The organism is Ruminococcus sp. OA3 (assembly GCF_022440845.1).
Lineage (GTDB): Bacteria > Bacillota > Clostridia > Lachnospirales > Lachnospiraceae > Ruminococcus_G.
Genome location: NZ_JAKNTO010000001.1, coordinates 1,906,687 through 1,919,520 on the forward strand (window position 1 = coordinate 1,906,687; position 12,834 = coordinate 1,919,520).

The following is a 12,834-nucleotide window of genomic DNA, read 5'->3' on the forward strand; positions in this document are numbered from 1 at the left end:
TGATAAGATATAAATAAAGGAATACTCTTTTTAGTATGAAAGTATGAGGGCTGGATATGACAAAAAGTAAAATCAGATACATGGGAGTGCGGACGGTCTTTTCTGTTATTGTACAAAACTGGAGTACGCTGATATCTTTTGAACTGATTTATAAGATAGTGGGGATTAGCTTTTTTTTTCCGTTTCTTGGGTCAGTCACTTACTTTCTGCCTGGTCTGATCAATGAAAGCCATCTCAGTCAGGAGAATTTTGGAGAATTATTCAGCAGCCCGACTGCAATTTTGATACTGGCGTGTGTCGGACTCATTCTGGGAGCATATTTGTATGTGGAGATAATCGCGTTAACATTATACTGTGAAAGAGGCTGGAATAGAGAAGCGATAACTGTCTGGGATCTGATTCGTACGTCATTCATAAAAGTCCTGGGTATATTTACGATAAAACGCGTTGCATTCTTTCTTCTGCTATTTTTTATGCCCTTTTCGTTTTTGGGGACTGCAAGTGTCTTTTTAAGGAAATTCAAGATTCCTGAGTTCATAATGACTGCAATGACTGATAACGCGTTATCTGTATGTTTGCTGGTGGCGGCAGTTATTTTAGTCAATTATCTGTTTTTTCTTTATCTGTTTGGGATTCCTGTCCTTCTTCTGACAAACTCAACATTCTGCAGTTCATGGAAAAAGAGTCTGGACCTGTTAAAACGAAGAAAGGTACGTACGGTTGGAAAACTTTTTTCATATATTCTTGCTTATTTGTCGGTGCTCTGTGTAGCGTGGGGGATTGCGGTAAGTGTGCTTGCCGGACTTGCCAGGTATTTTCATGGCGAAAATGAGGGTAGATGGTATTTTGGATTGTATTATAATACCTTTGCGGGTATCTGGAATATTGTGACGGGTGCGATTGCTTCTGTATTTTTTTGTGCAATAACAATTGTTTTATATCACTGTTACAAAGGTGAAAGCCGTCCGAGAGCCGTAAAGAAGCCATGGACGATAAAGAGGCTGATGATTCGTACCGTGGTAGTTCTGACTGTAATTGTTATGCTTGTTTTTATGGGAGATACGGAACTGGGGAGACAGTTTTTTTATTCAGATAGTTCAAAGGCAGCAGTAATTGCACATCGTGCAGGAGCAGCTTTTGCACCTGAAAATACGGTTGCTGCATTAAATGAGGCTATTGAGGATGGGGCAAATATGGCAGAAATTGATGTTCAGCAATTAAATGATGGTACACTTATCGTTCTGCATGACACGAATTTTAAAAGAACTACCGGGGTGGATTTAAATGTCTGGGATGCTGAATATACACAAGTAGAGGAGATGGATGCGGGAAGCTGTTATTCCCACCAATTTGCAGGAGAGCCAGTGCCTGCTCTGGAAGATATGCTGAAGGCCGCCAAAGGGAAAATTGACCTTATGATAGAACTTAAAGTCACGGGACATGAGAAAAGCCTTGTTGAGGATACACTCGAACTTATTGAGAAATATGATATGGAAAAACAGTGTAACATCGCATCGATGGACTTTAATTTGCTACAGCAGGTAAAATCATTGAATACTGAATTAAAAGCAACGTACATCTCAGTTTTGCTTGTGTCTAAATCCTACGATCTGAAACAGATTGACTGCTATAGTGTAGAAACAACTTTTTTATCGAGAGAATTAGTGTCTTCGGCACATGCTCAGGGGAAAATGGTGTATGGGTGGACGGCCAGCAGTAATGACAGTATTAAAAAAGTACTCAGTTGTGATGCTGACGGTGTTATCACGGATAATCCCCTTCTGGTACGATATATCATAGATACGTCAGAGGAGAATATTCTGATGGATGAAGTTGCAGATATATTTTTTTAGATTAATAAATTCTGATAATACTCACTATAAAGGAGGACTCCTGATGAATGAGAGTACCATATGCTTAATGAATGACTCGTTTTCTCCATTGATTGACGGGGTAGCCAATGCAGTGACAAACTATGCCGCCTGTTATCAGAAAAACTTTGGAAAAGCATACGTTGCGGTGCCATACCACCCGGATGCTGATGATGGGAATTTTCCGTTTCCCGTAATTCGTTACCGGAGTTTTGATACTACTGAACTGTTAAATTACCGCGCAGGATATCCTTTTTCGGTAAGTGCAATGAAAGCGTTGAAGGAGGCTGATTTGAGTCTCATTCACAGTCACTGTCCGTTTATGTCAACTGTTTTAGCCCGTATACTGCGCAGGTGTGTAGATGTGCCGTTGGTATTTACATACCATACTAAATTTGATGTAGATATTGCAAAAACAGTTTCTTCAAAAATTTTACAGAAGCAGGCTGTGAATCTCATTCTGGATAATATTAATGCATGTGATGAGGTCTGGACAGTCAGTGAGGGGGCAGGGGAAAATTTGCGTTCTCTGGGTTATAAAGGGGATTACATTATCATGCGAAATGGGGTTGATTTTCCAAGGGGACGCGTATCAAAAGAGAGTATAAGCAAAGCCACAGAAGGGGCAGATCTGCCCCCCAATGTGCCCGTTTATCTTTTTGTGGGGCGTATGATGTGGTATAAGGGACTTAAGATTATCTTCGACAGTCTGTGTATGCTTCAGGATGGCGGAAAAGATTTTCGGTTGATCATGATCGGAGAAGGAAATGATAAAGAAGAAATGGAGCGTTATACAGAGGAAGCAGGAATTGGTAATAAATGTAATTTTACGGGGGCAATCTACGACAGAGAGGTTTTGAGGGCATGGTACTGCCGTGCTGACCTGTTCTTATTTCCTTCCAGCTATGATACAAATGGTCTGGTAGTGCGTGAGGCAGCCGCGTGTGGACTTGCCAGTGTACTGATTAAAGGAAGCTGCGCAGGAGAGGGAATATCAGATGGAAAAAATGGATTTCTGTGTGAGGAAAATGCAGAGGGAATGTATTTTTTATTAAAAAAGATACAGGAAAATCCAGAAGTAACGAGTCGGGCAGGTCGATGTGCAATGGATATGCTTTACCTTTCCTGGGAGGATAGCGTAGCTAAAGCTGTTGAGCGATATGAGGTTATAAAAGAGAAATATGCCAGAAAGGAGTATACTGGCCAGAAGTGTTTTTCAGATGATATGCTCTCTGTCACAGGGAATGCCATGAAGAGAATTGAGACATTGAGGGAATTGCAGAAATCGTCGAAGGAGAAAATTGCAGCCATGTATGAGTGGCAGAAAATGCATCTGGGTAATATCGTAGATTATCTTTGGAAATAAAATAGACTCTCTATCATAGAAACAGCTTATCACATAATCTGTTTACTATACAGAGAGCCTATTTCACTTCACAAGCTCTGCCGGTATGGCAGGCTATTCAAACATCAGTATTTCAAGCGTTAGGCAACCTGTACATTGACAGCCTGTAAACCGCGATTTCCCTGTGTAGTTTCGAAAACAACTGACTGTCCGTCTTCTAATGTTTTGTAGCCATCCATTGCAAGACCGGAAAAATGAACAAATACGTCAGATCCGTCTTCTCCTGTGATAAAACCATAACCTTTTTCTGCATTAAACCATTTTACTGTACCTTTATTCATGAAAGATACCTCCTTAAATATAATTGCATTTTTCATTAAATAAAAAAACGCATAACCCTGTAAATCATTAATAGAATAATGACTTACAAAAATATGCGAAATCAAAACTTATTAAAAATACTTCTATACTATATCACGGAAATAAAAAGAAGTCAAGAACGAAATGAAATATGATTGTACGCATTTACATTTATCTGTATCATAAAAACACCGGAAATTTCTGTTCAGAAAATGAAGCCTGTCAGAATGTATACGGAATAAGCCAACAGGAAATATTAGTAAGAGGATTTAACGATAGTTTTCCGCACATTTCGCACATTTTGAGTCACGGCTGCACTTAAAGCGAGTTACAGAGTCGTCAAAGCGGTCGCAGGTACTTTTGGTAAACGTCACAGTATGAGTCACTTTACTGGCGTCTGTTGGGCATTTGTAATCATAAGTTTTTGTGTAATCCATTATGTACCTCATTTCTGTATTAGTGATATATCACTATTATAATATGAAAAAATCAAAAATTCCAGCGATACCTGATGTTTTTAAAAATAATGCAACCAAAAGAAGAGATGTGGTCTCTAATATGTGTAGGGCAAAAGAGATATTTTTTTACAGAAATATAAATTATTATAAAGAATTTGTATTCATGCTTAAGATAAGCAGATTATATGTTATAATAAAATCTATTGAATTTTAGAGAAATTGGAGTAAAAATGTCGATGAACGAAGCAGAAGATAAAAAAACATCACCCGACCTGGAATCCAGAATTGATCTGGCGATGGACAAGATTATTCAGGACACCATTGGTCATATTCCGGTGTCGGAACAGATAGATAATCCAGAGACAAAAAAGAAGAATAAAAAAGAGCCAAAGGTGAAAGAGTCAAAGAAAAAGGAAGTGAAACCGGAAATAAAAGTGCCTCCGGTGTATGCTGGATCTTTGGGTCCACTTGAGGAAGAGGAAGATATGCCTAAAAAGAAAAAAGGAATTGCCGGAAAGATCATTCTCGTTCTCTTTGTTTTGGCGTTACTGTCGGGAATCGGTGTCTATGGGTATTATGCCCATAATTACAGTGATAAGTTTTTTCCGGGAACGACGATCAACAATATTAACTGTGAAGGGCTGACTGCGGACCAGGCAGAGGAGCTTATCAAGAAAAAAGTGGAAGATTACCGAATTGACCTGAAGTTCAGAGGCGATGAGACAAAGAATTTTGAAGGTCAGACTATAGCCTATTCATACGCACCGGATGGAAGTGTTGACAAGGCACAAAAAGAGCAGAATCCACTGCTGTGGATCAAAGGTTATTTTGAGCCGGATCATTATAAGGTGGCAGAAAATATCACATATGATGAAAATGCACTCAGAGAGCAGGTGATGGCGCTGGATTGTATGCAGGCTGAAGCGATGCAGGCTCCGGTGGATGCATACATTGCATTCCAGAATGGACATTTTGAAATTGTTCCGGAAGTGGAAGGAACCACCATCGATACCGAGGCATTTTTTAACGCGGTTAAAGAGGCGGTATCTCAAAGCATAACGGAGCTTTCTGCGGAGGAGCAGGGTGTCTATGCACAGCCGGGAGTTCGAAGCAATGATGAGACACTGAACAGGCAAGTGGAAGAGCTCAACTCGCTTACCACAGCCAGCATTATTTATCAGCTTCCGACTGGCGAAGAAGTGCTGAATGGAAATACAATACGTGACTGGCTTTCCATCGACGAAAACGGTCATTATTATAAAGATGAAGCGGTTATGCAGCAGAAGATTGCAGAGTATGTCGCGGATATGGCCTCCAGGGTTGACACTGCCGGAAAGGAACGGCCGTTTACGACTACCAGTGGTCTTGAGATTACTGTAGGAGGGGGAGATTACGGCTGGAAAATCAATCAGGCTGAGGAAATTGCCGAGCTGACGCGAAATATAGCTAATAATGATCAGATTGCAAGAGAACCCGTTTATACAAGCCGTGAAGTTTCTACAGAAAATAACGGATTTGGCAATACTTATATTGAACTGAATATGACAGATCAGGAACTGTACTATTACCAGGATGGTCAGATCGTCGTTCAGAGTTCATTTGTTTCCGGAAAGATGACAAGAGACAGATATACACCGCCGGGAATCTTTACCCTGACTTATAAACAGAAAGACAGGGTGCTGCGGGGCGATAAACTGCCGGACGGAAGTTATTCATATGAGTCGCCGGTTAATTTCTGGATGCCCTTTAATGGAGGTATAGGTCTTCATGATGCGTCCTGGAGGAGTTCATTCGGAGGAACCATCTATAAAAACGGCGGATCGCATGGCTGTATTAACCTCCCATATTCCAAGGCTCAGGCTATATACAATATTATAACGAAAGATGTGCCGATCATATGCTTTTATACAGAACAGTATTCATTAAGATAGGCATACAGGATGAAAAGAGCCGGTTCTCGCTGTGAGAGCCGGTTTTTGATTTACAGTAAAATAACGCATTGGGAGAATTCAGAAAATCATGCAGGATATGGAGCAATACTAAAGAAATTATTAGGATTTCATTAAGAAACTGGGATAAACCGTACAACTGATAAAAAGTTTGCTATAATGGACCATAAACAGCTAAGGGGAAGTCATCATGGAAAACATCAAGACAAAAAAATCAATATTGCCGTCCTATGCCATTCTGCCTCTGTTGTCCTGTGTGGCGGTAAACTTTACCGTTTATCTGGGGGTCAACTATCTGACTGAGGGACGGAAACATTATGACCTGACACTTCCAGTGGACCGGGCAGTGCCGGTGGTGCCGGAATTTGCTGCGATTTATCTGGGGTGTTACGTATTTTGGATTGCGAATTACATCCTGATTGTGAGACAGAGTAAAGAGCATTGTATGCGTTTCGCAACAGCAGATATGATGTCCAGAATAGTATGCGGTCTTATCTATCTGGTGCTGCCGACGACAAATGTAAGACCGGTTCTTACCGGGGATGGATTATGGGTAACTGTTCTTCAGATGATATATCAGGCCGATCAGCCGACCAGGCTTTTTCCATCGATTCACTGTCTGGTGAGCTGGTTTTGCTATATCGGGATTCGCGGCCAAAAGAACATACACAGAGGCTACCGTATATTTTCCTGTATCTTTGCGGTTGCAGTCTGCATCTCTACACAGCTGACAAAGCAGCACTATATCGTGGATGTACTGGGCGGGATTTTACTGGCAGAGGGAACTTATTGGCTGGCATTCCATACACAGCTTTACAAATATCCGGAGAAGATATTTGATACGGTCAGTCAAAAACATTTATACAGACAGAGAAGAACCTGTGGGAAGGAAGGTGAATCGTGACAAGCAGAAAGAAAAAGATTATAAACACTGTATTTCTCCTGCTTGTATTTTTACTGACGGTTTACAGCGTATTCAGGGGTGAGGATCTGCACGAAGTGATGAAGGAGATCATGCGGGTGAATCCATGGTATCTGCTTCCGGGAGTGTTTGGTGTCGTGTTTTTCATCTGGGGTGAGTCTATTATTATTCATTATCTGTTCGGGACACTGGACATTCATGAGAAAAAATGGATCTGTTTTCAGTATTCATGTGTGGGATTCTTTTTCAGTGCCATAACGCCGTCTGCGAGCGGCGGACAACCCATGCAGATCTATTATATGCGGAAGCATAAAATACCGGTTCCGATTTCCACACTGGTTCTGATGATCGTTACGATAACCTATAAGCTGGTTTTGGTGGGGGTGGGACTTTTTGTGGCATTCTTTCAGAGAGGATTTGTCCACCGGTATCTGGAAGGGATTTTGCCCGTCTTTTATCTGGGGGTGTTTCTTAATGTGATTTGCTGCATTGCCATGTCCATTCTGGCGTTTCATCCGGTGCTGGCAAAATATATTGTGATGAAATGCCTTGGCATGCTGGAGCGTGCTCATATTCTTAAACGCAGACCGGAGCGTACACAGAGAATGGAAGCTTCCATGGATCAGTATAACGCGACGGCATCGTATCTGAGAAGCCATATGAGGGTAATTGTTAATGTGCTGGTGATTACTTTTCTGCAGAGGTTTGCATTATTTTTTGTCACATGGTTTGTATATAAGGCAATGGGGCTTCATGGGGCACATATTTATGATGTTGTAATGCTCCAGGCTGTGATATCCGTCTCAGTGGATATGCTGCCTTTGCCTGGTGGAATGGGGATCAGTGAAAACCTGTTTCTTATTATCTTCAAAACAATTTTTGCAGCAGGACTGCTGCTGCCGGGAATGGTTTTGAGCAGAGGGATTGCATATTATGTACAGCTGCTGCTCAGTGCAGGTATGACCTTATTTGCCCATTTGACAATTGGGCGGGAGACTTTAGATAAAACGTGATTGGGGAAAAAGAAAAAAATGATAGGATTCTATAATTATACAGTAGTTTTAACATACATAAGTCTTGTATCATCTGTATTTGGAATGACGCAGGCCATTCATGGGCGATTTAAGACTGCAATTCTCTGTCTGGCGATATCCGGACTGTGTGACATGTTTGACGGGAAGATTGCCCGTACCAAGAAAGACCGGACAGAAGATGAAAAGGCATTTGGCATACAGATTGATTCGTTGTGCGATGTTGTCTGTTTTGGCGCATTTCCTGCATTGATCTGTTATCTGCTGGGGGTTCGCGGACCCATAGGTATTGCAGTCATCATACTTTACTGTGTGAATTCTGTGATCAGACTGGCATATTTTAATGTTATGGAGATGAAGGATGCACTGGTGACAGCAGATGGAGAAAAATTTTACCGGGGACTTCCCATTACTTCTATGGCGGTAGTTCTTCCACTGGTATTTATGATCCAGTTTTTTGTACCGGACTGGGTCTTCAGAATATGCCTGCATCTGGCACTCCTTGGTGTTGGGGTGTTGTTTGTCGTAAATTTCAGGCTCAGGAAACCTAAGAACAGCACACTGGCAATTCTGGTATCTGTGGTAGGGATCGCAGTGCTGATCATGATTATTTTTACGAACTATCGGGTCAGGCTTCATGCAGGCTGGCCATGGCTGTGCAGGAGGTATCCCGTGTAGCAGGGATGTGAGGTGAATCTATGAAGTATATTGATAATAAAGGCAGAGTAAAGATCGAAGAAACTGCACAGGACAGGCTGCTGGAGTGGATCTATTCGCACCGTACAGGAAGAGCAATTCTGAAGTTTCTGGTGCAGCCGGGAATCACAAAGGCAGGCGGCTGGTTTCTTGAACAGCCGTGGTCTAAAGTCCTGATTACACCATTTATCAAAAAGAATCAGATTAACATGAGCTGCTACCAGGATCAGCAATATCGTTCCTACAATGATTTTTTTACCAGGAGAATCAAACCGGAATACCGCCCGATAGAGGGAACTGAGAAAACACTGGTATGTCCTTGCGATGGAAAACTGAGTGTGTATCCAATCTCGCCAAAGGGTAATAAAGAGAGCAGATTCTGCATTAAAAATACTTTTTATACGGTAAGCTCTCTGCTGCAGTCAAAAAGACTGGCTGAATATTATGAGGGGGGATGGGTCTGCGTATTTCGTCTGACGGTGGACGATTATCACCGCTACTGCTATGTTGATGACGGGCAAAAATCAATAAATTACAGAATTCCAGGTGCCTTTCATACGGTAAACCCGGCAGCGGGGGATGTGCTGCCGATCTATAAAGAGAACACCAGGGAATTCTCTCTTTTAAAAAGCCGGCATTTTAGAACGGTTGTCATGATGGAGGTAGGAGCACTGATGGTCGGGCGGATCACGAATTATCATGAAGCATGTCAGGTGAAGCGGGGACAGGAAAAAGGAAGGTTTGAATTTGGCGGTTCAACGATTATTCTTCTGTTTCAGAAAGGCGGAGTACAGATTGATGAACGCCTGATACAAAATACCGAAAAAGGTTATGAAACCATCGTGAGAATGGGGGAGAGGATAGGAGAGGCATAAAGAAAAAAATCCCGGTTCCGGGATTTTTTTCTTTAAATCAAATGATACCGTTCCAACAGCTCCTCAATGATTGTGCCGGATATTTTCTTTCTCAGCCTTCGCTCCACAAAATGTGCACCGAATGGCAGAGTGAGGTCGGTCAGTTTTTTACCATCCATCATTTTGGAAGTAGAATCAAGCAGGATGCGGATATCATAACAGGAGTTAAAAACTTCCGGTACGCCCCGGTCCACATCGAGCAGCGTATAGACTGCTTCCATTGCGGTTCTTACGGAGTATTCCGTTGTAAATACAGTATCACGGACGGTATCGGCAAACTGTCCGATGAATGCAAAATTTACACAGCCGTCAGGAACTACTTTGGGCCTGTCACCTTTAGTTCGCGGCATGAAGAATGCGGTGATATACGGCATCATGCAGGGAATGCAGCGAGCTGATTCCCTTGCCAGCCCCGGAATATCTTCAACAGGTACGCCGAGATGGAAAAGCCATTCCTGGGTAATTTCGAAACCGGTGCATTCTCTGAGTGGCTTTTTGATATAATCGCCCGGGACATCCGTGTAAAGACCGTAAACCCAGACGACAAGCTGATCTTTTGGCTGTTCTTTAAAATGAGGCTGTCTGTTCAGCGTATAACTCATAAGCCAGGAAGAATCCTTGACGGTGATAATACCACCGGTTACGGCTTTTCCAGAAAAGGGATCACGTTTGCAGACCTTCTTGATGTATTCCGGGATCTTTGCATCCAGTGTAGTAATCGTGGCACTTTCCCAGTTTGTAGCTTCCGTGTCTGTACAAAACTTATCAGGATTTCCAAAAGAAGGGTCCTGGCTGGCGATATTTCTCCAGAGTTCCCAGCATCCTCCACTTTCCGTATTCATCACAGGTACATGGTCGTGATCTCCCAGAGAAGAATTCTCAGTGCAGCTGCCGTTGGTGACGAAGACCAGGTCGTCTTCGATCAAGTCAATACATTCTTCTGCCCCGTTGTGGATGCACAGGATTTTGGAAGCTATTTTTTTACCGTCTTTGAATTCAAACCGTACATTCGTTACGCGCGTGTCATACTGGAACTGTACATTGTGTTTTTCAAGGTAATGTATCATTGGAAGAATCAGAGATTCATACTGGTTGTATTTTGTAAATTTCAGTGCTGAAAAATCCGGAAGCCCGCCAATATGATGTATGAATCTCTGAATATAAAGTTTCATCTCAAGGGCACTGTGCCATTTTTCAAACGCAAACATTGTCTGCCAGTACAGCCAGAAATTGGAGGAATAGAATTCCTCATCAAAGACATCGTTGATTGTTTTATCATAGAGGTCCTCATCCCTGGTCATGAACAGACGGACGATTTCCATGGATGCCTTTTCTGACAGTGCAAATTTGCCGTCGGTATGCGCGTCTTCCCCGCGGTTTACAGTGGCGCGTACCAGAGAGTAATTGGGATCACGCTTGTTCAGCCAATAGTATTCATCGAGTACGGATATTCCGTCTGTCTCAATGGAGGGGATGGAACGGAATAAATCCCACAGGCATTCGAAATGATTTTCCATCTCGCGTCCTCCGCGGATCACAAATCCTTTCTGGGGATCATTGATACCGTCACATGCTCCGCCGGGAAGGGAAAGCTCTTCCAGGATATGAATGTGTTCCCCTTTCATCTGGCCGTCACGTACCAGAAAGCAGGCAGCAGAGAGGGAGGCGAGACCGCTTCCTACGAGATAGGCACTTTTCTTGTCTACACCATCAGGTTTTACCGGATGGGCAAATGCTTCATAATTGCCGTTTGAATAATACATAAATGATACCTCCGTTTTTGTTGATGAGCGTATCATACAACAGTGTACAGAGGATTACGATAGACATTAACGCCGCTTTGTCAGACTTTTTGACATAGCGGCGTTAATGTCGTAAAACCATACAGTTAATGATCAATGTCTAAAGGCGGCTGTTTGTGCTGAATCGATTGAGTGCAGCTGAAATATCCCCCTGGATCAGAGTACTGAGACGGCCGATGATGACCTCAGGACTGTCTTTCATCCCTGTGCGGATCCAATCCAGCATCAGGCCAACGAATGCATATTTATAAAAGTCAGCGATGAACTTCTTATCCTCTTCGCGCACCGGAAGACCGTCTGATTTTTCTTCCACCACATCGATCAGGAGGTGGTATGTGACTTCGTACAGGTAACGTTCCACCTGCTCCCTGCTTATAGAATTATATACGTGGTTGATCAGTATGCGATTATCCAGCACGTATTCATAAATCTGCAGAAATCCCTGCTGCCAGGTATCATAAGTCTTTTTTCCTTCCAGGGCATCGGATGCCTCATTCAGGAAAAACCAGTCGAGCAGATCATAAATATCCTGAAAATGATAGTAAAACGTCTGGCGATTGACTTCGCAGTCTTCTGCGATATCTGTGACGGTGATCTTATCAAGCGGCTTCAGGGAAAGGAGTTTCCTGAGAGATGCCGCAAGAGCCCTTTTCGTAGTCTGAGACATTGCCGTTCCTCCTGTTATCCTGTTAAAAAAGGTGTGTTAAGTCCAGTGGACTTTGAATGATGTAATCCGGATTTTCGACCTTACCAAATCCATAGGAGGCAAACACAAATGGTATCTGCGGACCTGCCTCTTTTACAGCCTTGTAATCACCCGCTGTATCGCCGACATAGACGGGGGACTTTAAGTCATGCCTGTGGATGATCTCACGGATATTGTCGGCTTTTGCATTTCCGGTATCACCCGGACATAAATGGTCTTTGATATAGCAGCCGAAACCGGTACATTCCAGAAAGGTTTCGATATAGCCGGCCTCGCAGTTACTGACAAGAAACAGTGGGTAGCGTGCGGATAATATCTTTAGGACCTGGGGCCAGGCGGGATACAGCGGCGCGCCGTATTTTCTGAGCAGTTCATGTTCGTATTTGCAGCACATGTCGATCAGCTCGAGCTGGCGTTCACGTGTTTCTTCAGAAAATATAATGCCCGCAATATCAGGAAGTGTTCTGCCAAACACAGATTTCAGAAGATCCGGGGTGATCGTAAGATTTAAAGATGTATTTTTTGCCAGCACTTCCATCCATGCCCTGGCGACAATTTCCGTGGAATCCCATAGCGTTCCGTCTACATCTAATATAATGCTGTCAGTCATAATTTCTCCTCCCATTCTGGATTCTATTTTAAAGAGAATCAATGGAAATTGCAATCTTTATTTCCGTGGGCAACAAGCCAGCCGGGCATGCCTGCATATCCATCTGGCGACTGCTGCGGGGGTATTTGACTTTCCTTTTCAGAGCCTCCATGTTATAATGAGAACGCAAA

The 12,834-nt window shown here is 42.8% G+C and carries 11 protein-coding genes; 7 read left to right on the forward strand and 4 right to left on the reverse strand.

The window, feature by feature from the left end:
• Positions 1–56: 56 nt before the first annotated feature.
• Both MCG98_RS08690 and MCG98_RS08695 read left to right on the forward strand, forming a co-directional pair.
• The gene (locus tag MCG98_RS08690; RefSeq protein WP_240301623.1) at positions 57–1,853 is read left to right on the forward strand and encodes a glycerophosphodiester phosphodiesterase family protein; all 1,797 of its coding nucleotides are present in this window, start codon (positions 57–59) and stop codon (positions 1,851–1,853) included.
• A 43-nt stretch (positions 1,854–1,896) separates the two neighbouring features.
• A complete protein-coding gene (locus tag MCG98_RS08695; RefSeq protein WP_240286165.1) occupies positions 1,897–3,237 on the forward strand; it encodes a glycosyltransferase in 1,341 nt (446 codons plus the stop codon).
• A gap of 119 nt (positions 3,238–3,356) precedes the next feature.
• Here the strand turns inward: MCG98_RS08695 and MCG98_RS08700 are convergent, their stop codons facing one another.
• Positions 3,357–3,557 carry a cold-shock protein gene (locus tag MCG98_RS08700; RefSeq protein WP_240286162.1) on the reverse strand — a complete coding sequence of 67 codons (201 nt, stop codon included), beginning with the start codon at positions 3,555–3,557 and terminating at the stop codon, positions 3,357–3,359.
• 713 nt (positions 3,558–4,270) lie between these two features.
• Here MCG98_RS08700 and MCG98_RS08705 point away from each other — a divergent pair.
• From MCG98_RS08705 to MCG98_RS08725, 5 genes are all read left to right on the forward strand, one after another.
• A complete protein-coding gene (locus tag MCG98_RS08705) occupies positions 4,271–5,965 on the forward strand; it encodes a L,D-transpeptidase family protein (protein ID WP_240286160.1) in 1,695 nt (564 codons plus the stop codon).
• 208 nt (positions 5,966–6,173) lie between these two features.
• Positions 6,174–6,887, forward strand: coding sequence for a phosphatase PAP2 family protein (locus MCG98_RS08710; RefSeq protein WP_240286158.1), 714 nt, complete (start codon positions 6,174–6,176; stop codon positions 6,885–6,887).
• Positions 6,884–7,918 carry a lysylphosphatidylglycerol synthase transmembrane domain-containing protein gene (locus MCG98_RS08715; RefSeq protein ID WP_240286157.1) on the forward strand — a complete coding sequence of 345 codons (1,035 nt, stop codon included), beginning with the start codon at positions 6,884–6,886 and terminating at the stop codon, positions 7,916–7,918. Before MCG98_RS08710 ends, MCG98_RS08715 begins: the two co-directional genes overlap by 4 nt.
• 18 nt (positions 7,919–7,936) lie before the next feature.
• Positions 7,937–8,614 carry a CDP-alcohol phosphatidyltransferase family protein gene (locus tag MCG98_RS08720; RefSeq protein WP_240286170.1) on the forward strand — a complete coding sequence of 226 codons (678 nt, stop codon included), beginning with the start codon at positions 7,937–7,939 and terminating at the stop codon, positions 8,612–8,614.
• 20 nt (positions 8,615–8,634) lie between these two features.
• Positions 8,635–9,507: a phosphatidylserine decarboxylase gene (locus tag MCG98_RS08725; RefSeq protein WP_240286154.1), complete on the forward strand. Its 873-nt coding sequence runs from the start codon at positions 8,635–8,637 to the stop codon at positions 9,505–9,507.
• A gap of 32 nt (positions 9,508–9,539) precedes the next feature.
• On the opposite strand, the gene MCG98_RS08730 is transcribed toward MCG98_RS08725, so the two are convergent.
• The 3 genes from MCG98_RS08730 to MCG98_RS08740 form a co-directional block, all read right to left on the reverse strand.
• A complete protein-coding gene (locus tag MCG98_RS08730) occupies positions 9,540–11,309 on the reverse strand; it encodes an oleate hydratase (protein ID WP_240286152.1) in 1,770 nt (589 codons plus the stop codon).
• A gap of 139 nt (positions 11,310–11,448) precedes the next feature.
• Positions 11,449–12,015 (reverse strand): TetR/AcrR family transcriptional regulator, encoded by a 567-nt coding sequence (locus MCG98_RS08735; RefSeq protein WP_240286150.1) that lies wholly within the window; start codon positions 12,013–12,015, stop codon positions 11,449–11,451.
• A 22-nt stretch (positions 12,016–12,037) separates the two neighbouring features.
• Positions 12,038–12,664, reverse strand: a complete 627-nt coding sequence (locus MCG98_RS08740) for an HAD family hydrolase (protein ID WP_240286148.1) — start codon at positions 12,662–12,664, stop codon at positions 12,038–12,040.
• Positions 12,665–12,834: the final 170 nt, after the last annotated feature.

What these genes read in the sequence shown, in the direction of transcription:
- MCG98_RS08735 (WP_240286150.1), bottom strand. Translation starts at nt 12,015, where the DNA reads ATGTCTCAGACTACGAAAAGGGCTCTTGCGGCATCTCTCAGGAAACTC.
- MCG98_RS08725 (WP_240286154.1), top strand. Translation starts at nt 8,635, where the DNA reads ATGAAGTATATTGATAATAAAGGCAGAGTAAAGATCGAAGAAACTGCA.
- MCG98_RS08705 (WP_240286160.1), top strand. Translation starts at nt 4,271, where the DNA reads ATGAACGAAGCAGAAGATAAAAAAACATCACCCGACCTGGAATCCAGA.
- MCG98_RS08730 (WP_240286152.1), bottom strand. Translation starts at nt 11,309, where the DNA reads ATGTATTATTCAAACGGCAATTATGAAGCATTTGCCCATCCGGTAAAA.
- MCG98_RS08710 (WP_240286158.1), top strand. Translation starts at nt 6,174, where the DNA reads ATGGAAAACATCAAGACAAAAAAATCAATATTGCCGTCCTATGCCATT.
- MCG98_RS08695 (WP_240286165.1), top strand. Translation starts at nt 1,897, where the DNA reads ATGAATGAGAGTACCATATGCTTAATGAATGACTCGTTTTCTCCATTG.
- MCG98_RS08700 (WP_240286162.1), bottom strand. Translation starts at nt 3,557, where the DNA reads ATGAATAAAGGTACAGTAAAATGGTTTAATGCAGAAAAAGGTTATGGT.
- MCG98_RS08690 (WP_240301623.1), top strand. Translation starts at nt 57, where the DNA reads ATGACAAAAAGTAAAATCAGATACATGGGAGTGCGGACGGTCTTTTCT.
- MCG98_RS08720 (WP_240286170.1), top strand. Translation starts at nt 7,937, where the DNA reads ATGATAGGATTCTATAATTATACAGTAGTTTTAACATACATAAGTCTT.
- MCG98_RS08740 (WP_240286148.1), bottom strand. Translation starts at nt 12,664, where the DNA reads ATGACTGACAGCATTATATTAGATGTAGACGGAACGCTATGGGATTCC.